At 40.1% G+C, this 22,608-nt stretch carries 16 protein-coding genes; 6 read left to right on the top strand and 10 right to left on the bottom strand.

Going from position 1 to position 22,608, the window contains the following annotated elements; translation table 11 throughout:
- Positions 1-17: 17 nt before the first annotated feature.
- Positions 18-791, bottom strand: coding sequence for a M15 family metallopeptidase (locus ACYQ3L_RS12550; RefSeq protein WP_379997096.1), 774 nt, complete (start codon positions 789-791; stop codon positions 18-20).
- 73 nt (positions 792-864) lie between these two features.
- Entirely contained in the window at positions 865-1,257 is a 393-nt protein-coding gene (locus tag ACYQ3L_RS12545) for a DUF1573 domain-containing protein (RefSeq protein ID WP_379997094.1), read from the bottom strand.
- A gap of 184 nt (positions 1,258-1,441) precedes the next feature.
- Between ACYQ3L_RS12545 and ACYQ3L_RS12540 the strand changes: the two genes are divergently transcribed.
- On the top strand, positions 1,442-2,398 hold the full coding sequence (locus ACYQ3L_RS12540) for a hypothetical protein (RefSeq protein WP_379997092.1): 957 nt from the start codon (positions 1,442-1,444) through the stop codon (positions 2,396-2,398).
- An 83-nt stretch (positions 2,399-2,481) separates the two neighbouring features.
- On the opposite strand, the gene ACYQ3L_RS12535 is transcribed toward ACYQ3L_RS12540, so the two are convergent.
- The 3 genes from ACYQ3L_RS12535 to crcB all read right to left on the bottom strand — a co-directional run bounded on the left by ACYQ3L_RS12535 (position 2,482) and on the right by crcB (position 9,612).
- Positions 2,482-3,132 carry a murein L,D-transpeptidase catalytic domain-containing protein gene (locus ACYQ3L_RS12535; RefSeq protein ID WP_379997090.1) on the bottom strand — a complete coding sequence of 217 codons (651 nt, stop codon included), beginning with the start codon at positions 3,130-3,132 and terminating at the stop codon, positions 2,482-2,484.
- 44 nt (positions 3,133-3,176) lie between these two features.
- Positions 3,177-9,134 (bottom strand): alpha-2-macroglobulin family protein, encoded by a 5,958-nt coding sequence (locus tag ACYQ3L_RS12530; RefSeq protein WP_379997088.1) that lies wholly within the window; start codon positions 9,132-9,134, stop codon positions 3,177-3,179.
- Positions 9,135-9,255: 121 nt separating this feature from the next.
- Entirely contained in the window at positions 9,256-9,612 is a 357-nt protein-coding gene (crcB, locus tag ACYQ3L_RS12525; RefSeq protein ID WP_379997086.1) for a fluoride efflux transporter CrcB, read from the bottom strand.
- Positions 9,613-10,012: 400 nt separating this feature from the next.
- On the opposite strand from crcB, the gene ACYQ3L_RS12520 reads away from it, so the two are divergent.
- The 3 genes from ACYQ3L_RS12520 (at position 10,013) to ACYQ3L_RS12510 (ending at position 12,982) form a co-directional block, all read left to right on the top strand.
- On the top strand, positions 10,013-11,494 hold the full coding sequence (locus tag ACYQ3L_RS12520) for a DUF3943 domain-containing protein (protein WP_379997084.1): 1,482 nt from the start codon (positions 10,013-10,015) through the stop codon (positions 11,492-11,494).
- A 4-nt stretch (positions 11,495-11,498) separates the two neighbouring features.
- Positions 11,499-11,903, top strand: a complete 405-nt coding sequence (locus ACYQ3L_RS12515; protein ID WP_379997082.1) for a GNAT family N-acetyltransferase — start codon at positions 11,499-11,501, stop codon at positions 11,901-11,903.
- Between the two features lie 137 nt (positions 11,904-12,040).
- The gene (locus tag ACYQ3L_RS12510) at positions 12,041-12,982 is read left to right on the top strand and encodes an aldo/keto reductase (RefSeq protein ID WP_379997080.1); all 942 of its coding nucleotides are present in this window, start codon (positions 12,041-12,043) and stop codon (positions 12,980-12,982) included.
- A gap of 82 nt (positions 12,983-13,064) precedes the next feature.
- Here ACYQ3L_RS12510 and ACYQ3L_RS12505 read toward each other — a convergent pair whose 3' ends face one another.
- Together ACYQ3L_RS12505 and ACYQ3L_RS12500 are read right to left on the bottom strand one after the other, a co-directional pair.
- Entirely contained in the window at positions 13,065-13,688 is a 624-nt protein-coding gene (locus ACYQ3L_RS12505; RefSeq protein WP_379997078.1) for an FKBP-type peptidyl-prolyl cis-trans isomerase, read from the bottom strand.
- 104 nt (positions 13,689-13,792) lie between these two features.
- A complete protein-coding gene (locus ACYQ3L_RS12500; protein WP_379997076.1) occupies positions 13,793-14,974 on the bottom strand; it encodes a MalY/PatB family protein in 1,182 nt (393 codons plus the stop codon).
- 562 nt (positions 14,975-15,536) lie between these two features.
- On the opposite strand from ACYQ3L_RS12500, the gene ACYQ3L_RS12495 reads away from it, so the two are divergent.
- The gene (locus tag ACYQ3L_RS12495) at positions 15,537-15,950 is read left to right on the top strand and encodes a hypothetical protein (protein ID WP_379997074.1); all 414 of its coding nucleotides are present in this window, start codon (positions 15,537-15,539) and stop codon (positions 15,948-15,950) included.
- A 733-nt stretch (positions 15,951-16,683) separates the two neighbouring features.
- On the opposite strand, the gene ACYQ3L_RS12490 is transcribed toward ACYQ3L_RS12495, so the two are convergent.
- On the bottom strand, positions 16,684-17,319 hold the full coding sequence (locus tag ACYQ3L_RS12490) for a peroxiredoxin (protein WP_379997072.1): 636 nt from the start codon (positions 17,317-17,319) through the stop codon (positions 16,684-16,686).
- A gap of 263 nt (positions 17,320-17,582) precedes the next feature.
- Between ACYQ3L_RS12490 and ACYQ3L_RS12485 the strand changes: the two genes are divergently transcribed.
- Positions 17,583-18,773, top strand: a complete 1,191-nt coding sequence (locus ACYQ3L_RS12485; RefSeq protein ID WP_379997070.1) for a hypothetical protein — start codon at positions 17,583-17,585, stop codon at positions 18,771-18,773.
- A gap of 33 nt (positions 18,774-18,806) precedes the next feature.
- Here ACYQ3L_RS12485 and ACYQ3L_RS12480 read toward each other — a convergent pair whose 3' ends face one another.
- Both ACYQ3L_RS12480 and ACYQ3L_RS12475 read right to left on the bottom strand, forming a co-directional pair.
- Positions 18,807-19,808 (bottom strand): glycoside hydrolase family 43 protein, encoded by a 1,002-nt coding sequence (locus ACYQ3L_RS12480; RefSeq protein ID WP_379997068.1) that lies wholly within the window; start codon positions 19,806-19,808, stop codon positions 18,807-18,809.
- Between the two features lie 137 nt (positions 19,809-19,945).
- On the bottom strand, positions 19,946-22,585 hold the full coding sequence (locus ACYQ3L_RS12475; protein WP_379997066.1) for a TonB-dependent receptor: 2,640 nt from the start codon (positions 22,583-22,585) through the stop codon (positions 19,946-19,948).
- Between the last annotated feature and the right edge of the window lie 23 nt (positions 22,586-22,608).

Genomic DNA, 22,608 nt, shown 5'->3' with positions numbered 1-22,608 from the left:
ACTCATTTATATAAAAATCAGTCTTCAACCAGCAATTCCGGTCTGTACTCGAAATGCATTGTGTCATAATGGTACCACTTCCCGCCCCAGATAAAGCCATACTTCTCGAAAACATCTACGATCTGCTGTGGTATACGATTCTTATATTTCACAGCCATGTCTTCTGATGTACAACGGCAGTCCCATTGCCAATAGTCGGAATACTTCACATTCAGATCTATTGCGGTACCGAAGCTATGGAAACTCATACGATCAGTTCCCCGTACCTTCCGCCAGTTGAAAGTCCCTGCACTATGAAGATAGTCTTTGAATTCGGGGTGTTTGTCCAACTCATCCGAGATTTTCTGTAGCTGTTTGTCTACCCCGTTTATGTTTGTAACCTTTAATTTCTGGTTTATAAGATTGGGACACCATGCGATTGTAACAAGATTTTGTTGCACTTCGGATGAAGTAGCGCCATACATTTTCTTTAATAGTCCTTCGTTACGTATCCGCCCGGGGTCATAGTTCCTTGGTATATCCTTCAACTCCCCTTGTTTGTAATCATATGCAAAGATATCACCTAAATCGGAGCTGTTCATCAATTCGCCATGACTCTTCTTTACTCCCTCAGCGTATCTAATTTTAGAACCGTCATACATGATGAGAGACGCTCCGTCATATCCTTTAATCCGGGAAGGATAAGCATTCATCAATTTCCTTACTCCGACAGGGTATGACGTCATATCCTGCGCTACCGTACGGAGTACAAAAAGCAGGAGCAATAATGGTAAAATGATAAGTTTTCTCATATATTCCCTGTAAAATAAAAAGGATATACCCCTTTATTCGGGATATATCCTATTCTTATATTCTAAAGGTTAATTATTTACGAATAACTTCACCTTTGATATTCAATCGGTAGATTGAGTCCGGCACATTAGAGAATACTGTAACATCCTTGTTGAATGTCCCCGGACGGCCAGTCGTAGAATAAGTTACTTTAATCTTACCCTCTTTGCCGGGCAATACCGGCTCGTTTGTATAATCCGGCGTGGTGCAGCCACAACTTGCCTGTACCCTTTGGATAAGGAAAGGCGCCGTACCTGTATTTTTGAAAATAAACTCGCAACTTACCGAACCGGCACTTTCCGCAACCTTACCAAAATCATGTACTGCTTTTTGAAAAGTTACCTTAGGTGCTTTTTTACCGTCCTGAGCTGCGATAAAACCTGTTGATAGCACTAATGCAAACAGGATAAGTCCAATCTTTTTCATATTCCTAATTCTAAATTTACTTGTTAATCGAATGTAGTTTTTAAGTTCATTTAATCTAAATAATTCACAAATGTAAGAATAAAATCAATTAGATATTGATATTTTAACAATAATTTCAGAATACCATTACAATATAAATATTATTTTTGTCGCATTATTTTTTTAACACAAAATTTACAAATTTATGAAAAAACAAAACTTTATTGTAACTCTTTTATTCGTATGCATCTTTTCGGCTTGTAGTAACGATGATGATATAATTACGGAACCGGAAAAGAAAACTACACTGATAACTAAATTAGAAAGGTTAATAGACGACCAGAAAGTGCCGTTTAGTACATTTGCTTATGACAACAACAATCAGCTTACCGAAATCGTATATAAGGAATACGATACTGATAGTAAAAATTTCTACAAAACCTCGACTTACAAGTTCACACGAAACGGTAAAACGGCGAGGGTGAATCTTACAGATGTATATCACAATGATAACGACAGGCAGGAAACAGATACTTATGATTTTAAATACGATGACAATGGCAATGTCATTGAATGGGTAGTGTATGCCTTGGATGGTATTACAAAAGAAGAAATATATACTATTACATGGAATAACGGCAACCTGACGAAATTAACCAAGCTATGGGTTGAAGAGAATGAAAATGAGACTTATGATGTAATCTATGATGCCAACGGGAATATACAACCGGTTACAGTAGAATCGTTTCACCAAGGAATTCCTTCCTATACTACATATAAAAGTGTATATACGTTCTCTGTGAATACTTCTAAAAATGTAAATTTCTTTTCCCTGTTGCCTCAGGAATGCATACTTCTGACGATAGAGGCCGAATATCTGATATTGAGCCGTAACCGAAATGAAGTCATAACCTACACAATAGACTCACAATCAAAAACATATACAAGTTCAGACAAAACAACGGTTGAAAGAGAATTTACAAGTAAAGAAACCTTTGCATATGCATTCAAATATGATAGTAACGGTTTGCCTACGGAAGTAATAGAAAGCTCAACAGAATTCGTTAAACACATTGATCATGTATATCCTGAAAATAATTGGGAACATACATACGGTCCTTCACTTCAAGATGCTATCTATCCAATATTTATACAAAAATAAAGAATAAAAAATGCTCGTTATAAGAGCTAAAAATGACGGGGCAGGGGTATCTCCTGCCCCTAATTGTATCCGTAACATATAATTCAGATATATATCCACATCAATACAGGCTTTTTAGATATTTTGAGCATCTCATCCACCTTACGCATCATCTCGTTGCTGACAACAGGGCATCCCTGACTCCAGCCCAGTGGCAGATGTCCGGGATAAATATCATGGTCGGCAACAGGAGTATGAGAATGTAATACTACCCAACGTTTGAAAGCATTGCTATTTGTCTTATCCAGTCCATGCATCTTATAGTGGATATTGATACCCCAGCTGCTGTATGCACGTGCTCCTATCTTATACTTTCCCAACGAAGAACAATAACTACCTTCCACATTACTGAATACAGGCTTTGCCTGTGTACTTTCCATCCCATAGCCATGGCAGCAAAGTCCCGAATACCTGATCGTATCTTTAGCGAAATCCCAGACAAAGAAGCGCTTCTTCCCGGAATGGATACTAAAATCGATGAGATAGCAGTATTCAGTATTGAAACCTTTCGATTTGCAATAGGCCAAAGCTGAATCAGCTTTGGATTTAAGCCGGGTAAAAGCTAGTTGCTTTTCATCTTCTGTATTTCTATGCTCCGTCTGATTTGTCCCACTGTAGCAAGACTTGTATCTGATAAAAGATACAAGCCCAACCAGTAGGAATGTGGCTAATATGATAGAGCCGAATGTTTTCATGTACCTGTAGTTTTAGCTGTAAAAGGTCTTTTATATCATATTTACTATTCTTTCACCGTCACTTTTATACCCTGCGTATGCGATACAAATTCAGGAGCATACATACATTGAATAGTCGTGATCCCATTCGCATACTCCCCTGTACGGTTTACATACACAGGATATTCCAATACATATGTGCCTTTAGGCAAATGGTCGAAGTAGAAATTAGTGGATGCGTCTTTCGCCATCTGATAGTATATCAGACCGCCTGCCCATCTTGTACCTGAAATAGTCTGCTGCGGTTCAAAACATGGCGCACGCATATCTTTCAGTTGTACGAAATCCATGTCCCTGTCGGTGCGTACTGTCAAGCGGACAATCACTTTATCACCGACTGCCAGCGGGTTCGACTCAGTTATCAGGGTCAAACCTTTTCCTGCTGCCGATACATTCTCTTTAAATAGCTCCTTGCTAACATTCAGATCGCCTTTTTGTATTGTTATCTTGTCCAGATTTTCGTAATACTGCCAGTATATAGCACCATAAGCAGGCTGGGAAGAGGAGGTGGTTACTTCCACTCTTCCCATATCATTCGCTATTTCCGACTTATTCCATGTTTGTTTGAAATAGCCTGTCCCCAGTTCTTTATTCTCCGGTTGTACAGTCTGACTTCCTACCTTAATTACCGTCGGAGCGGGTTCTGTTGCAAACCAATCCGTACCTAAGCGTAACAAGGCATTGATAGCATCAATAGACGCATGAGTGGATTCCCATACTTGTGTACGCTTCTGATTCAGCAACCAGCGTTTCATCATATCCATATCCTCTTTAGATGCACCATTTTGTTCCAATGCGTCCATCAGGAATGTATGTACACTGATAGCAGATAATGACATAAATACATTGCTGCGGTTGTTTGGCCAGTACATGCCCAGTCCGGCATTCTTAACGGCATGTTCCCTGATTGATTTTACAATCTTGTTTGCCTGCTCTTTTTCTCCGTTTTGTTTCAGCACAACCGAAAGGATAGAACGTTCATACAGGTTCAATTTAGTCCAGTTCCTAGTTACCACATCTGTATAGAAACGCTCGGCAGCACGTGCTTCCTGACTAATCGGTATATCACGATAGAATGAGCGCACATAAGCAAATTCGAGCTGATTGGTAGAAATAGTCGTAACCTTTTCCCAATCTTTATTATACTTTTTAAGGTTTTTGAAATCTTCCGCAATCTGATTATCAATATATTTCAATGCTTTCATTTGCATTTCTTTTATCTCCTGCGGATACTCCACCTGTCCTGTTTTTTGCAAATTAGCATATCCGTAGAGTATATACTGAGTTACCGAACGGCTCGGATAAAGTCCCTTGTACCACGACCAGCCTCCGTCATTTGTTATTAGTTCCGCTAATTTCCTTGTGGCTGCATCGGTTTGTTGTTTTGTATTATTCAGATCGAATAGCAGAGACAGGCGTTGCATTTGCTCTGTTTCGTCTTTGGCATCGAGTACCCAAGGCGTTTCTTCCAGTAAGACAGCTTTCAGTTCTTCATCTTTCTGAAGTTTGGAAACGAGCGTTTGCTTATCTCCTCCCTGCTTTTGCCAAGCCTGTATCATAGAAGCTACTTTCGGATACTGGCGGACAATCGAAGATCCCAATGTATTCACATAATAACTGGCAAACCAGTTCACGGCGTTTTCATTCGACGGATTGCTCATAGTCGGCAATGCCTGTACCGCATACCATGCCGGATTGGATGCGTATTCCAATGTCAGGCGATAGTTGCTCGCTGTGTTTGATGTATTGTTATATAGTTTATCGAATGTGAACGTACTTGTGCCCTGCTTCGTAATATCTATCGGCATGCTTTCGGTTACCAGCATACGATTGGATAATACAGCCAATACATGTTGCTCACCGTCACTGAACGATTCGTTTTGTGCTACAATGCGGCAACCTATCAGCTCTATGCCGGCAGGAATATCGAATATCCAGCTAACTGATGTAGAGGCATCTTTTTCGAGAGAGAATGTTTGTTTTTGGTTTGCAAGGCCTAAATCAATTACTTTATCAGTTGCAGGGTCAAAGAATTCGATATGTACATCTCCGGATAAAGACTTATCCGAAAGATTTGAAATTTTAGTGGAAATACTTGTCTTATCTCCCTGACGGACAAAACGAGGCATATTAGGCGTCACCATCAGTTCTTTACGGGTAATCACCATCTGCTCTAATGTACCTACACGTGCATCTTTATCGTGAGCCAATGCTCTGAAACGCCATGTAGTATTGCTTTCGGGTACAGTGAAAGATATAAGGGTCTCGCCTTTTTCGTTAGTCCTCAACTGAGGAAAGAAGAATGCTGTCTCGTTGAAATTCTGGCGGATTTGAGAGGCAGAAGCAACCGGATTTGAAAGATCAAGTTTATCCAATAAACTTTCTACACCTCCTGCCGAATCAGCAACTACAACAGATTCTTCAAGCATAGCCTGCGGTGCGGCAATAGCCACTCCGGCAGCCCGGCCTTGCAACACATTCGAAACTGAACCAGTCAGCATATGTGTCTTTCGAGTACCATATCCGACAACGACAACTTCATCATCGGAATAGTTCAAATATTGCCTAGGGATATCTCCCAATGTATTATTCCGTCCGTATGAATATATAAAATCAAACCAGTTGATAATATCTTTTGTCCTTTCAGGAATCGATATATCATATTGAGATTTATAATAGAAATTGAACAATCGGGTATAATCGTTACTATACCATGGGAAACTGTAATTTACAGGCGTTACATATTCCCGGCTTGTATAAGGGCGGTTAAACGCCCATGCCGTATATGGATATAATTTGTCGAGAGAAGTGTCATACATCGAAGCCAGCAGTTCTGCCAATACAGGTTGGTTTGTAGTGTCTTTTACGCTTATAGTCCATATTTCGGCCTGTCCCGGACGCAGTTTATCACGGAATACTTCCAGTTTAATATTCAATTGAGTATCCGGCAAATCTGTTTTCTTATACAATGAAGCCTCTTTATTATAAAGTTTACCATCCCTTACCGATGTGAATGTCATTTTCAGTTCATCACCATACTCATCTTTGTAAGGCACGGTGAATGTCTGGTTCGCATCACTGAGTTTTACGAAACGTTTTTCAAATACCTTCTTATTATTATACAACTGATAAAGGATATATGAATCTTTTTCCGATGAACCGAATATCACTTCGGCCGGCTTGTTTTTCTCAAATAACAGATTCTTCGTTATCAGCCATTCATTTGTCTTTACTGGTGGTTTCTTATCAGCATAAGAATAAAGTACGAAATTCTGCTTTTCACTCACTTCATTTCCTTTACTATCCAATGCTTTCACCTGTAACTGATATTTACCCGACGCTAATGATTTCAATCTGGCTTTCAACTCGGTTTGCTCTCCAGTTTTGAATGAACCGGACAATACTTTGCTTTTTATAGAATCGTTATCATCCAGCGCGTATATTTCGTAAGTCCCCGAAGTTTCAATATCCTGTGCCTGCAAGTTACGGGCTGCGATTTTGAGTTCGTAGTCGCTTGCTTTCTCCATCTGTTGCGGTATATCGATATTAATTAGCATCGACACATTCCCTACGGTTAGGGTATAAGTGTTCGACTGTGTTTCGCCATTCACATCCGTAACCGTAGCTGTAATGTTGAATGTATATATCTGCTTGTCATTGATGGAACGCAGAAGTGCCCTGTTGCCATCTCCGGCTTCGGGAGTGAATGTAATTTCGAACGAACCGTCATCGTTTGTCTTCACAATACCATCCGTAAAAGGTGTGGTGTTACCTGAACGCCAATACCAGAAGCTAAACTGCTCACGGGTTATATTGTATTTCACATCGGCACCCTGTAAACTGATGCCCGAAAAGTTCTTGGCATAGCCTTTCAGTGTCACCTCTTCCCCGAATGTATAAGTTTTATCTACTTTATCGAAGGTTATTTCAAAGGTAGGACGTTTGTATTCTTCTACATTAAAATAGGCTGAAGCGTCGTCTATCTCAATGTGATATCCTCCCAAAAGACCTGTTTGCGGCAAGACAAATTCGCCGGATATAGAGCCGAATTCATTTGTTATGATTTCCTTTTCAGCAATAGATTCACCATTTGCATTGTATAATTCAACAGTATATTCTTTATTCGCCAGCAATTTAGAACCATTATCTATGGCTATTGCTTTGAAATAAACGGTCTGGCCCGGACGGTAAATACTCCTGTCCGTAAATATACTGATGGCCTCTTCATCTCCGTCTTGCTGAATCTGGTTCCATCTGTAATTCTGAGCCGATAAGGTTTCTGCCCGCAAGCAGGAATCAGCTCCTAATTCAACCTTATATGTAGCTATATTATAACGGTACTGATCTGTAGTGATCGTCTTATCATTGTAAACGGCAAGCCCCAAAGCATCTGTTTTAAGTATTGTTATTAACTTCTGAGCAGTTTTACTATTGGGATATTCATAGGTATATATTTTAACTGTGGCATCTTTTACAGGTTTGCCTGTCATACGGTCTACTACAAGTATTTCGTATTCATCTTTGGCACTGTTGCGGGACAGTGTAATTAATGAAGATACAGTAAAATCGAATGTATTATTGATTTGTAAATTTAAATTATCCTTCGCATTATCATTTTCCAAACTATCTTTCGAACGACAACTAAAGGAATATTTTCCCACAGGTAAGACACCTAGATCTATAGATAATGTGTCCTGCTGATAGGCAGCTTTAGAAATCAGGTTCAACTGAATATCTTTCACCTGATTGTACTTTCCGTTTTCTACTTTATATAATTTGAAATCCGGCTTTTCCGTCAAAGCTTGTAAATTCTTATGTATCAATATCAGTTGAAACGGTTGTTTCGGATACTGTAACTGATTTCCTTTTATTGTCAGGGACGGATATTCCATTTCATTCAATCTGGCTTGAAGCACTTTTGCCCCGTATGATGCCGGATATTTATCTATACCTTTCTTTATCCATGTGTAAATCTTTTCTCTTACATCGGCTGATTGAGTTCCGGTATATGAATCTACTATCTTATTTATAATCTCAGTAGACGCTTCATTGTTCTCATATTTCTTTTCCAAAGCGATGAAAATGTCTAATACTTTATCACCAGACAATGTACGGGAATTCCGACTAAGATAGTTTGCCTTATCGATCTCCGTGAAAACAAGTGTCGGTATCATATTACGGCTCAGTAAATCCTTCATATATTGCTGGTAATACAGATAGATTATTTGCCGCTTATCCGCTCCGGCGCCAATATTGAGTTTGATATATTCATCTGCCGGGGCTGCCAGTTGCTCCAGACTTGCCCCCGTAAGCGTTGCATCATATTCCCGGTAACCCATTCCCTCAATACTCTTCGCTATCTGAATAGCGCGTTCCATCAGGAAGTCATATAAAGTAGGATAGTATTTCTGACCGTCAGTACCTAAGAGTATAATGTCGTCATAAGTCTTGGTTGTGGATTGTTTAAGCGTTGTGATATCTTTTACCGATAAATCAAGATTCCCGATAATCTTATTCATAAAGATATTGCTGCTCCACTCTTTCATATCTTCGGGAACCATATCCTGCAAATCGGTTCGCTGGTTTATCTGCCACTGGTTGCTGTTATAATAGTCGGAATATAACTCAGCTAACATTGAATGCAGCAAAGCTTTTTCTTCCGTATTGGTAGTTTGAGGTAATAAAGCCTGTAAATCTGTGAAAATAGTCTCATTATCGCTTCTGTCTATTTGTTTCTTATACTTATTTTTATAGATCAGGGCTTTGACCACTTGAGTGGTATTCTTATCGGAAATAGCCTTTTGCAGAATTTCATCGACAGATTTGGCTGCCGATTGCGGAAGACTTTGTTGCTCATAATCTTCTGCCTGTTTCCACTCATTTTCATATTTCTTATTTGATGTTTGTGCTATCATACTGATGCTCAATAAAAAGAACAGACTAATCAATAATTGCTTCTTCATATTATTATGTTTTGTATTTTCTCTCAATATATTATAGACGGATTTTAGGTGTATTATTCATAAGGAAAAGAGTTAAAATTAGTTATGAGTTATATACTTTCAACTCATCACTTACAACTTATCATTTACTAACATACATTCCCAACCATACCGCGCCAATGCCCGACACACAGCTGGATAATGTATAAACAAAGGCCATTGCCATCTGGTTGTTGTTGGCTAATGTTAAAGTTTCGCTGGCAAATGTGGAAAAAGTTGTAAAGCCTCCGCAGAACCCTGTTATAAGCAGGATGCGAAGATTATTCGAAGGTATAAGGTTTGCGAATATGCCAATACAAAAGCAGCCCAGTATGTTGACTGCGAATGTCGCCACAGGAAACGGGAACGGTTCGGAGCGCGTTATCAATACTGAGGCGAGGAAGCGCATAACGCTGCCTACTGCACCTCCTACACTGACTAAAATAATCTGCTTTAACATAGTCCAAATTTACATGTTTATTTTAAAAAAACAGGTAAGTCGTTAAAAATCGATTTACCGGAATCCGCTATGTACAATATTTTATACTTAAAGGATGACAGCACAAAATAACAAAACAAAGTCGAGATCTTAACAACCCTGCCTGGAGGAGGACTTACAATGAAGGTAAAAAGTGGAAAGCCGAAAATGAGGGAATAGTGTCTGATTTCAGGTTTTCAAAACATAGCTATAACTTGCAGGAGAAGAATTTTTAATTGTCTCCGGTGTTACTTTTTTATCTAAGGATAGAAGTTTATTACTTTATACTCCATTTTCTAAACTTTTTAACATTATTATTGTTGATTCTTTAGTTATTTTATCTTTACACACTTAAAATGATTTGAATATCAGACATACATTTATGTATAAAAGACTTATCACTACCCATGTTATATTTATTATAACCGCTGTATCGGCATATTCCCAATTTGCCATACACAAAACAGTGGTTCCTTCGAAACCTGCCGACTCTATAGATATTGCCTTCTACTCCAAAAAGAAAGGGCTTGGTGCTGCAACCCAGATATTTTCCTTCAATATGGGGTTATGGGCATTCAACAGATATGTAGCCAAACAGGACTATGCGTATATTGACATCCATACCATCAGAAAAAATATTAAGCATAAGTGGGTATGGGATAATGATGATATGGGCAACAATATGTTCCTGCATCCCTACCATGGCAATCTTTATTTCAATTCGGCGCGTTCGCGGGGATACAACTTCTGGGAATCAGGCGCCTTCGCCCTTGGAGGGAGCGCCATGTGGGAATTGTTTATGGAAAACGAATATCCTTCATTCAATGATATTATAGCTACCCCTGTAGGCGGGCTTGCATTAGGAGAGGTTTTTTACCGCACATCCGATTTGGTCCTTGACGACCGGAGAGAAGGGATGAACCGCTTCGGACGTGAATTGGCCGGTTTCCTTATTGCTCCTACCCGGGGCCTTACCCGTGTACTGAACGGTGATGCATGGCGTAAACGCTCCACCACGGGTAAACAGTTCGGAGTGCCGGATGTATCTGTGGAAATAGGTACCGGTGTGCGGGCGCTGGAACTGAAGGGACAGATACTGGATAAAGGGGTCGGCGCCGCTGTGGATATCAATATCGAATATGGAGACCGCTTTGCCACCGAGAATGAAAAGCCTTACGATTACTTTTCGTTCCGCAGCAACCTGAATGTACAGGGTTCACAACCATTACTTAGCCAGTTGAATATACTAGGGCGTCTTTATGTAACAGAAGTTATCGATAACGAGAAGGATTTCCTTAGCTTCGGATTCTATCAGCATTTCGATTATTACGATTCCGATACGATATCCGATGTGTCGGGCCAGATTCCATACAAATTCTGTACTCCGGCTTCTGCAGGTTCGGGATTTATATACGAGAATAAGCGATGGAAAAATTTAAGATTCACTGCCTTTATGCACGGTACCCTTGTCCTGTTAGGAGGTACGCTCAGCGATCATTATGTAGTGGACAAGCGAAATTATAATCTGGCAAGCGGATTCAGTTCCAAGATAGGAGGAAGCCTGACCTATAAGAACAAAATCAGTGTATCCACTTCTTATGAGATGTATCGTATGTTCACATGGAAAGGCTATCCCGAAAATGTGGACTGGGAAAATATAAATGTCCATGAGTTCGACTATCAGGGCGACAGGTCACAAGCCATACTGCATGCTTTCAGCTTAAGAGCAGATCTGAAAATGACCGAACATCTATATCTGACAGGGATATATAGTAATTATACCCGGGATACCAATTACAGGTATTTCGATAATGTATTCTCCAAAACATCGGAAGGCCGTTTACTTCTAAGTTATAAATTTTAAGATCATGATAATAGCCGAAGCTCCATACCAGAATGTACTCAACATGCGTCAACAAGTAATGTATCCGGACAAGGATACGGAATTTGTAAAGTTACCAGATGATGAACGGGGGTTACATATCGGAGCATATGAGAATGAGGAACTGCTGTCTGTCATGTCTATTTTTCTTCACGGACGAGATATACAGTTCCGCAAGCTGGCAACCCGAAATGATATGCAGGGAAAAGGTTTTGCTTCGGCCCTGATGAAGTGGCTTATAGATTATGCCAATGATATGAAATTCGACAGGATCTGGTGCAATGCCCGCGCAAATGCAGCTGGTTTTTACAAGAAATTCGGGTATGGGGAAACGGATGAGCGTTTCTCAAAAAACGGATATGAATATGTCGTGATGGAACGGAAATTCTAATTTGAGAATTTAATATATCAGCAAATCGGCAGCAAATATATAAATGAATAAAATTATTCTTAATGCTCAATCTATATGCTAAACTTTCCCATCTTCCCATTTGTTTTAACATCATTATTAACTAGTTATACCTTAAAATGAAAAAAAGAAAAATAGGAAAATCAAAACTGGAAGTATATCCTTTCTGCCTGGGAGGAAATGTTTTCGGCTGGACAGCCGATGAAAAGGCATCGTTCGAAATCCTTGATGCATACACTGACGCCGGATTTAATTTCATAGATACGGCAAATGTATATTCTGCATGGGCACCGGGGAACAAAGGCGGGGAATCGGAATCTATCATTGGTAACTGGCTGAAGAGATCAGGAAAGAGAGAAAACTTTATTATTAGCACTAAGGTAGGCGCGGCGCTTTCTCCGGATAGTAAAGGACTGAAAAAAGAGTATATACTAAAACAGGCCGAAGCCTCGTTGCAACGCCTGCAAACCGATTATATAGATCTGTACTTTTCTCATTACGATGACCTTACAACTCCGCAGGAAGAAACGCTGGAGGCTTATTCCCAACTGGTAAAAGAAGGTAAAGTCCGCTATATAGGAGCTTCGAATATGAGCGCTGAAAGACTCGTGGAATCCATTCATAAAAGTAAGGATAACGGCTATGCCGAATATATCTGCCTGCAACCCGAATATAATCTCTACGACAGGTATAAGTATGAATCAGAATATGAGCGTATAGCCGAAAGGTACGGACTCGGTGTAGTCAGTTATTATTCATTAGCGAGCGGCTTCCTTACCGGTAAATACAAGTTTGATGAAGAAGTTAAGGGTAATCGCTCCGATGCAGTAAACGAATATATGAACGATAGAGGGAGGCTTATTATGGATGCGTTGACTCAGGTTTCGGAACGGCTGAACGCGACTCCTGCCCAGGTAGCTCTAGCATGGCTTATAGCTCACCCTTCCATTACTGCGCCTATAGCCAGTGTATCCAAAGCCAGCCAGCTCGATATACTGAAAGCTGTAGATCTGAGCCTGGATAAAGAGGATATGGACAAACTGAATGATGCCAGCCAATAAGCAAAATATCCAAAGATCATAGATAGAAACAAAAAGGACAGGCCTTCAGACCTGTCCTCTATTATATAATCAAAATCTTATTTTAGTGTCCGCCGCAACCACAGCCTGAACCGCATCCACCTGCTCCGGCCATTTCTTTTTCTTCGTGTCCGCCGCAACCGCAAGAGTCGTCTTCACCGTCTCCACAGCCACAACCTGAACCACAGCCGCAACCTCCCTGAGGAGCAAATAAAGCGGCTATTTCTTCCGGAGTAGATTCTCTGACATTAAGAACCTTACCGGAGAAGTTCAATGTTTCACCCGCTAACGGATGATTGAAATCCATCTTGATAACATCGTCCTTAACTTCTACAACAGAACCGTTCAGACGATTGCCATTCGAATCCATCATCGGCACCATATTACCTTCGAAGATCACTTCCTCGTTTAATTTACCATCTTGTTCAAATATATGGCGGGGTAAGTCTACCAATGCATCATCGTCGTATTCACCGTACGCCTCGTCCGGAGTAAGTACGAAGTCGAACGAATCGCCTTCTGCCAATCCGTCGAGGTTCTTTTCAAAAGCCTCGAGCATCGAGTTTGTTCCGTAGATAAATTCAAGTGGAGTCTCAGCTGTAGCTCTTTCCATTAGTTCACGTTCTTCACCTTCACCTACATTAAGATCATAAGATAAAGAAACAAACTTATTTGTTGAAATTTTCATTTTTAAGTATTTGTTTGTTTAATTAATAACCAAAGTCTGTTGAGACTCTTTTGTTTATTCTTTGATGCAACAATCGTGCCTGATTTTGCTTTAAAACAACTTTCTTAATCAATTTGTTTCGAATCCACTGCCTTTTTAAGATTATCCAACGCTTTCCGGATATTTGACAAAGGCGTACCTACATTAAGGCGCATGTATCCTTCTCCTCCTTGCCCGAACATGGTACCATCGTTAAGTGCCAATTTGGCATCCTTCACGAATAGCGAAACCAATTCTTTTTGCCGGAGGCCGAGTTCTTTACAATCGAGCCAAACGAGGAAAGATGCCTGCGGCAACATAACCTTTATTTGAGGAATGTTCTCTTTCAGGTATTCATCTACAAAAGTAATGTTTTTCCAGATATACTCCTTTGCTTCGGCAAGCCACTCATCCCCGTGTTCATAAACAGCCTGCGCGGCAAGGTAGGCAAAAATATGTCCTTCTTCCAGTTCGCTGCTCGAAAGATAAGCATTAAACCGATCCCTCAGTTCTTTGTTAGGGATAACAGAGTAGGAACTTACTATACCCGCTATATTAAATGTCTTGCTCGGTGCCATAAATGTTATGCTGTTTTGAGCAGCTTTCTCCGACACACAGGCAAAAGGAATATGTTTATGCGGCGTAAATGCAAGGTCGGAATGAATTTCGTCCGAGATAACAAGTATATTATTATCATAACAGATTTCGGCTATATCCGCCAGTTCCTGCCGTGTCCACACCCGTCCCCCCGGATTGTGAGGATTGCAAAGGATAAGTACCTTGCATGACGAATCTATCATCTTTTTCAATCCGGCCAAATCCATCCTGTATTGCCCGGCTTCCAATATCAACGGATTATCTGCCACAGGCCGGTGATGTAATGTAGGTATAATACGAAAAGGATGATAAACCGGCGGCTGGATAATTACTTTATCCTCTTTGGTTGTAAAACAGTCGATAACAAAAGCGATTCCCTTAACGATACCGGGAATAAATGTCAGCCACTCCTGCTCTATTTTCCAGCCGTGTTTCTTGTCCACCCAGTTCATTATGGCATCATAATATGCCTGCGACGGACAGGTATATCCGAATATACCATGTTTTGCCCGTTCTACAATGGCCTCGGTAACGGCCGGAGGTGACAAAAAGTCCATATCGGCCACCCACAACGGAATAAGGTCAGGGTTGCCGTATCGTGGCTCTAAAGCATCTGTTTTAAGGGCATTTGTTCCTCTTCGGTCGATTATCTGGTCGAAATTATATTTCACAATTCGGTTAAATTTGATTAGCAACGGCAAAGGTACGGAATAGTTGGCAGAATAAAGTCTTAATAAAAGATAGAAATTATTTATTTGAGGGAAATTCCGGAATAATGGTGATCTATAATGAAAATCTTTATCTATATATAGCTTTTAGCTGATAGTTCTTTGAAATTTTGATTAGCAGATTAGCGGATTAGCAGATTAGCAGATGACTGAAAAAGCTGTTACTTTTGTTACCTTTTGAAGAAATTTACTCCCGCTGGCGCGGACTTCCAGTCCGTGTCTTGTTGACAGGGTAAAAATGTTTGCTACGCAACACACAGACGGGACGTCTGCGCGAGCGAGGGAAATCTTTTTGCTTTTTAGGTAAGATACGGTTTATAAAACCGTGCCAGTATGAGAAATAGGTTATTACATATATAGGGCTAATTATTCAAGATATGATGCTTCAGATAAATACATTTTTATATATTTGTAATGAAATGACCCTTAAACTCTTATAGCCCTATCAAAAGGTTCTTCTTTCTATCAATTGTCTTAAGTTTTTAATCCTCTAAATCTTACTGAAATGAAAAAGATTTTTTATTATTTTATTCTTATTATGATACCGTTATGTATCATAAATTGCTCTGAAGATAAAGAACAAGAGCAATTTTTGTTTTCTATCGAAAATAAAGAGTTCTTGCTTTTCAAAAATCGTTCCGACGCAATAAATAATAGTGGAAAAATGAATTATTTATATATTGAGAATAATTATTTAATTATCGATTATGCATATTCAGATAGTGATAATGGAGTCCTTGGATATTCAGGAAAAGTTCATGATTTTTCTAAAAAAATATTGGACACTCAAATACCTGAAACCGGGCTGAAAGTTATTATAAGTGGAACCTTTATTAAATCAAACGAATCTTATTCGGCTGTTCCTGAAATCATCTCCGTTGAATTTTATACTTCATCTTCTATATTACCAGAACTATAATATACGGATTTATGAAAAAAATCTCATTTCTTCTTGCTTTTATTATCATTAGTACCCCGCTGGCGCGGACTTCCAGTCCGTGTCTTGTTGACAGGGTAAAAATGTTTGCTACGCAACACACAGACGGGACGTCTGCGCGAGCGAGGGAAGTATTGAAGGAGCCCCCTAAATTGGCTCCGCCGAACGTTGTTTCCCCAGGGGGGACTTACAGAGAGGGAAAAAAGTGACAGATAGAAAATAATGGAAAAAGTGTAACTTTTGTAACTTTTTTGATATAGTTACGAGTTACTGCGCCCTTCGGGCAATTACGGGTTACGAGTAGACAAGATACCAGATACGAGTTGTTTACTGTTTACTGTTTACTGAAATAAGTGTTACCTTTTAACTAAATACAATTAAAAGATGTAAACAAAAGAGGGTGTGTCAAAAGTAATTTTTACTTTCATTTTGTCATGTTGAACGGAGTGAAACATCTCGTGCCTGAAGGTTCGGGATTCTTCATTGCATTCAGAAACAACGTTCGGCAGAGCGAAGCGGAGCCAATGACAAAGAGGGTAATAATTTGATAGTGCAATTTGGCTTTTGACACACCCTCTTCAGAACTAAATTAACCTAAAAATATTCCACTAAGGTCTCAGACCTATTTATTAGTTATGTATCTGCAGCAACAATAGTCAGTTATGCTTGAAATATGTTGCATTAATACATTCTATCGCTTATATAAGATTTATCCTTAATGTTTGTGTGATAAGTAATCCGAAATCCCCTCTTGTGTTGCCTTTAGTGCTTTATCACCTTTCTTCCAGTTGGCAGGGCAAACTTCACCATATTCCTCAGTAAACTGAAGAGCATCGATTACGCGAAGAATTTCATCCACGCTACGGCCCAACGGCATGTCATTTACTACCTGGTGACGAACAACGCCATCTTTATCGATAAGGAAAAGACCACGGTAAGCCTGAGGCGCACCATTAAATACGTCTTCCCCTTCATCGTTATAATCGAAAGCGCCGGCCAACACATCATATGCAGAAGATATCATCAATGTCTGGTCTGCGACCAATGGGTATTTAACACCTTTGATACCTCCATCGTTTTGTTCTGTTTGCAGCCATTTCCAATGCGAAAAAGCCGAATCGGTCGAAGCACCTACAACTGCGACATTACGGGATTCGAATTCTGCTATTTTTTCCTGGAAAGCGATAATTTCGGTTGGGCAGACAAATGTAAAGTCGGCAGGATAGAAAAAGAATACAACATATTTCTTTCCTATGAATTGCTCCAAAGAAAAACCTTCTACTATTTCATTACCGTTCACCACTGCATTAGCCTTGAATACAGGCGCTTTTTTTCCTACTAATACTGACATAATCTATTGTTTTTTTGAGTTAGTTATTTTCAATTCTGAGACAAATATAAGCCCTTATTTCTAATCAGTCAAATAGATAATTATTATGTTAATATTGACACTGTTTATACGGTTTGGTAGACCGGAGAATCCAAAGATATTCACTAATTTTGCAGGTATTAAGTTATAGAGAGAATTTAGTGATTTGCTTGAATGCGATAACGTCTTCTCTTTGTATTATTTACTTGAAAATAAATAGGTCTGCGACCTTAAACTAATTGCGAATGATCCTTTTCTTCAATCCCGGGCATGAAACAGCTGTAAAAAACAGTTCGCCATATTATACAGCACCGGCAAATATCGTATCGATGCAAAAAGAACTGTCCTTTCTTCCGGCATGGTATGGCACAGCCTGTGATTTAGTACTGACTGGCGAAAAAAATGACACTGAATTCCATAGTTTTCTATCAGACAATTTTCCTTCTTTACCAAAAGGCATAGCAGAGGAAAGCCTATATCGCTACCCGGAGATGGAGGTATCATTATGGGGGATATCTCCACAGGCCATATATTATTTTAAGGAACTGAACAAAAAATATGATACAAGCCTTATATTAACGGAATGGAATGATATATACACTTATCTCAACAGCAGACAGGCCGCGGGCGACTGTTTAAGAGACATTGCCGCGAATATACCCGAAGTATCAAAGAGTATAGTCCCCTGTTTTTGCAACAAGCTCGAAGATATTGAGGAGGTGGTAAACAACTCTGCGTCAAAATTATTAGCGAAAGCGCCTTATTCATCGTCAGGCCGGGGTTTGCTATGGCTTCCGGAGACAGGGCTTACGCGTACAGAGCGTCAAATATTACATGGCATACTAAAGAAGCAAGCTAGTGTATCTATCGAGAGGGTTTTGGATAAGCGGGTTGATTTTGCCATGGAATTTATTTGCGATGGACAGGGTGGTGTCGACTTCGCCGGATATTCTCTCTTCTATACGACTGATAAGGGTGCTTATCAGGGAAATTATCTGGGCCCGCAGGAGAATATCGTAAATGAGCTTACAAAGAATATTGCTCTATCCCTTCTGGACAAGGTAAGGTTAGCGTTAATCGCTATTCTTAAAGAGAAATATTCACCTGTTTACAAAGGCTGTATTGGCGTGGATATGCTTATATATAAAGAAGAGGATGAATATAAAATACATCCTTGCCTGGAGATAAATATGCGCTATAATATGGGATACCTGGCAATTCGCTTATACGAGAATTATATATCTCCTTTGTCGGATGGCAGATATTATATGGACTTTTGCTCCAGAGAAGGTGAAATATACAACCGTCACAAACTTATGGAAGAACAGTATCCGGTTGTATTTAAAGATAACAGGCTTGCAGAAGGCTATCTTCCGCTCTGTCCTGTAAATTACAATAGCAGATATTGGGCTTATATAATTGTTAAGTTAGTATAGAATCAGTCGTTGGATTGGCAATATTAATCGGATTTAGGGTATATACTGTTTACCTACAGCCAGTTTGTCCCCGGTTATATCCACTTCGAACAAATGGGGTACACGGTGATAGCGGCCATCCTGCATTTGTTTGTGACTGTGAACAGACATCAGCAGTTTGCCATCGAGTGTACGGAAGAGCATACCATGCCCGAAATTGGGAGGTGTGACCGGTTCCGGCTCATGTATCCACGGGCCATCGAGGGTTCCGCTTTCTGAGTAAACGATCCCCTGCGTATATACATCATATATCCAGCTCGTCCAGATCATGCCCAAACGTCCGGTACCTGTTTCAAACAGGTAAGGGCCATCGGTCACTCTATTGGGCCGGTCGTTCCCATCCTTATCTTTCTCCCTGCTCCAGGGCGAATCGCTGGCGCGGAAAAGCAATTTGCCTTCACCGACAGAGCCGCTTAAATCGGGTTTTAACTCTATTTTCTCTATTGTTCCGTTCAGGTTTTGCAGCCATTCGTAACAATATACCATATATGGCTTACCATCTTTGTCTACCCAGAAGGTACCGTCCAATGTAGGCATGTGTGCCGGCAGGTATGTTTCATCCTGCATCGGGACATAAGGGCCGCCGGGTTTGTCGCTGACTAATATATGCGATGCCCTGCGCTCGATTATATTACCTGCTACAGTGTCTATTTTTACGGCACGGTTGGTAAAGGTGGCAAAATAATAGAACTTATCTTTATAGGCATGGATTTCCGCCGCCCATATCATAGGCCGGGGACCCATCCATGAGTCCGGATCGGTTTGTGCTACCGTGTAAGGACCATCCCAGAGCCTCAGATCTTTGCTTTTCCAAAGCTTTCCTCCGGTTCCGGTCATATAATACATGGCTGTGGCCGGATCGGCTAAAATACACGGATCGCTCAATACAATCGAGTCTAAAGGAATATTTGTCCGGTTCCCCTCCTGACTATAAGAAGTCATCATATACGAAGAGAGAAAGAAGTGTACTAAAAGAATCAGGCCTGTTCTATTCATAATATATTCTTTTGAGGATAAATGTAAGGATTTAAGCAGGAACAAAAGTCGAATAATCATTCAATTTTAGTTGTTTATTATTCAGCAACGAAAAGTTAAACATTAAAATACGACAATAAAACTATTCATGGAATAATCTATTTCAGTTTAAACCGTACTTTCAGCAATACTTCCGCAGGACGTAAATCATAAGAATAATAGTATCTGCTTACGTCATTGTATGATGTGGATATATACTGCCTGGAATTGAAGATATTGGTGTAATCAAGGATTATCTCAGCTTTTTCCCATTTATATTTTGCCCCGATATCACCGAATGACATAGACCTGCTGCCCGAAGTGATTGTATTATTATAGAAGTTTTCATACCTCAGGTTTATAACCAATCCTTTCAACGGGAAAATATTCAGTTGCGCATTTTGCGATGTCGTACGTATGGGGTCGAAGTTCCTGCCACTATCCTTTATTTTACCTTGGCTTTGTGTATACCGTATTGAGTATTCAAAGCTTATACTCGAACCAAACTTCGTCAGAAAGCGTGGTGACACCGAAAAACTTTGATTGGAGTAGTCGATAAGTTCTCCCTGATTTATTTGTGCTGACCGGCTATTGTTGTAGCTGCCGCCTATAAAAACAGTTGTGTTTATAGCTTCAATTTCTTTGCTGCCGTGTACACTTGCATTTATCCCGCTTGCTGTATTCGGCATATCTATGGTCGATTGCAGTTTTAATATGCCGCTATAATAATAATCGTAAAGCAGATTGACCTTATTCCGGTAATACGATATGCTGGCCATCCCAAACAGGGTTGTTATCGGATTCCTGTAATTTAGCACAAGGCTGTAATTCCGGGATTGCTGTCTGAATAATTTCCCGTCGTTACGCAGTAAGTTCCGATACGAGGACATGATATATCCTGTGTACATATTATTAAGGCTTCCGGTCGAGTTGCTATAACCGGCATTCAGATAGCTATCCCAATAAGCCGATAATTTGTAACTGGCAAACAAAAATGGATTGAAGAACAAATATCCCTTATTTTCTTTTTTATCCGATACATTGTTGTCTGTGTCCAATATTGTATAACTGAGCGGCAGTGACAACGATACATTCAGTTTATAACCTTTTGAATATGTGTAATTCGGCAAGAATTTCCACTCGAATTTACCCTGCTTTATATCATTTCTCAGAGAGTCGGACAAACTACCTAATCCACTTTTTGTATCGGCCTGCAATGCCGACTTGAGCTGTTGCAGGTCCGTGTTAAAGCCTAACGTATAATTTTGCTTTACAGCACCCTTGCCTAGTCCCCATGTAATTCTGCTGTATGAAGCGAAGTCGTTCCGTTCGGCGTCTTGCACCATGGCTTCCGGCGAAGGTGCAGGATCGAATAATTGTCCATACAATACGGGTTGTACACGCAGTGTCTGGGATGAAGCGTTGTACCCGTTGAATGAATAGAAAGTCCATGTATGTTTTCCGTTTGTCTTCACCAAGTTGAATGTATTACTAATGCCATAGTCCGGCTTCTTTAAATGCTGGTAAACGCTGTCCTGGGAAATGGCATCGCCCCGCTCCCGGTGCCATACTCCTTCGAGCTTCAGCAGGTTGTTGAAGTAATACTTGTCTTTGTTGGCGTTCAATTGTATATCAGTACCCAGTTTTTCCTTTCTCAATCTGGAATTTAACAATTCTTCTATCTTTATGGTTTCGTCGTTCGGCAGGTAGTTTTCGGTATATGCATAACTGCTTCTTTGCTGATAGTCGTTCAGGTAGTTGATGTTTGCAGTCAGTTGGTAATCCGTTTTAAGACTCCACAGATTATTAAATGAAACCATATTCGCCTGATTATCCAGATACCGCTTTTCACTGATCGACGGGGAAGACGGGGTCTGTACATTCAGCAGACCGTTACTTTTCATTCGTGAAGCATCGCCCGAATAGAATGAATTCAGCTCTCGGCCGGGATCATCACCGGAATTGTTTCCTTTATAGGTGGTTATATTCTGTAGTTTTTTGGCAATATACATTCCTGTCAGTTCATTGTTCCACAGCAGAGGTGCGGCACCCATACCTGCTTGTGCATTTGCGATAAGAGTACCTTTGGCCGAATCTTTCAATTTCAGATTTATAGCGGCGTCTTCCGAAAATTCGCGGTCTTTCAGCGCCTTCACCGGTTGGTGGTTTTCCATTACCTGTACAGTAGATACATCTTTGGCTTCTATATTATTTGTCGCTATGCCATAACGGCCCTGCAATAAATCCACATTTTCTATATAAAATTTATTTATAGGCCTGTCCTGATAAAGTATTGCTCCATCGTCTTTAACCTGTATACCGGGCATTTTTTTCAATACATCACCTATTGTACGGTCATTGCCATCGCTGAAACTTTCCACCATATAGTTCAGTGTATCTCCTGCCTGCCTTATCTTAGGAGGTTTTATCTTCACTTCCTTCAGAACAATGGACTCCTGTACTATGGAGAAGTTTACGTCCTGACTCCGGTTACCGACTGTTTTCGATTGTTTGCCAACATTAAAGCCCGAAACAATGACAACAATGCTGTCACTCTTGCCCTTATACTCTATCTTATATTTTCCGGCATCATCAGTCAATACATAACCGAGCATCAGGGAGCGTCCCTTTTCCTGTAAAGTGACATTGATATCCGGTACAGGCTTATTGTCTCCGGTGAGCACAATCCCTTTAATGATGGTTTGCGCATGTGTAAAGCAGGATATAAGGATAAAGAGGGTCAGAAGATATCTTTTCATTATTTCTATTTATAGACCTGGGC

This window comes from Dysgonomonas termitidis, from assembly GCF_054657735.1.
This window is presented reverse-complemented; position numbering and strand designations above follow the sequence as displayed.

Bases quoted from the DNA above. Each gene is read 5' to 3' on its own strand.
- ACYQ3L_RS12550 (WP_379997096.1), bottom strand. From the start codon at position 791: ATGAGAAAACTTATCATTTTACCATTATTGCTCCTGCTTTTTGTACTC.
- ACYQ3L_RS12545 (WP_379997094.1), bottom strand. From the start codon at position 1,257: ATGAAAAAGATTGGACTTATCCTGTTTGCATTAGTGCTATCAACAGGT.
- ACYQ3L_RS12540 (WP_379997092.1), top strand. From the start codon at position 1,442: ATGAAAAAACAAAACTTTATTGTAACTCTTTTATTCGTATGCATCTTT.
- ACYQ3L_RS12535 (WP_379997090.1), bottom strand. From the start codon at position 3,132: ATGAAAACATTCGGCTCTATCATATTAGCCACATTCCTACTGGTTGGG.
- ACYQ3L_RS12530 (WP_379997088.1), bottom strand. From the start codon at position 9,134: ATGAAGAAGCAATTATTGATTAGTCTGTTCTTTTTATTGAGCATCAGT.
- crcB (WP_379997086.1), bottom strand. From the start codon at position 9,612: ATGTTAAAGCAGATTATTTTAGTCAGTGTAGGAGGTGCAGTAGGCAGC.
- ACYQ3L_RS12520 (WP_379997084.1), top strand. From the start codon at position 10,013: ATGTATAAAAGACTTATCACTACCCATGTTATATTTATTATAACCGCT.
- ACYQ3L_RS12515 (WP_379997082.1), top strand. From the start codon at position 11,499: ATGATAATAGCCGAAGCTCCATACCAGAATGTACTCAACATGCGTCAA.
- ACYQ3L_RS12510 (WP_379997080.1), top strand. From the start codon at position 12,041: ATGAAAAAAAGAAAAATAGGAAAATCAAAACTGGAAGTATATCCTTTC.
- ACYQ3L_RS12505 (WP_379997078.1), bottom strand. From the start codon at position 13,688: ATGAAAATTTCAACAAATAAGTTTGTTTCTTTATCTTATGATCTTAAT.
- ACYQ3L_RS12495 (WP_379997074.1), top strand. From the start codon at position 15,537: ATGAAAAAGATTTTTTATTATTTTATTCTTATTATGATACCGTTATGT.
- ACYQ3L_RS12490 (WP_379997072.1), bottom strand. From the start codon at position 17,319: ATGTCAGTATTAGTAGGAAAAAAAGCGCCTGTATTCAAGGCTAATGCA.
- ACYQ3L_RS12485 (WP_379997070.1), top strand. From the start codon at position 17,583: ATGATCCTTTTCTTCAATCCCGGGCATGAAACAGCTGTAAAAAACAGT.
- ACYQ3L_RS12480 (WP_379997068.1), bottom strand. From the start codon at position 19,808: ATGAATAGAACAGGCCTGATTCTTTTAGTACACTTCTTTCTCTCTTCG.
- ACYQ3L_RS12475 (WP_379997066.1), bottom strand. From the start codon at position 22,585: ATGAAAAGATATCTTCTGACCCTCTTTATCCTTATATCCTGCTTTACA.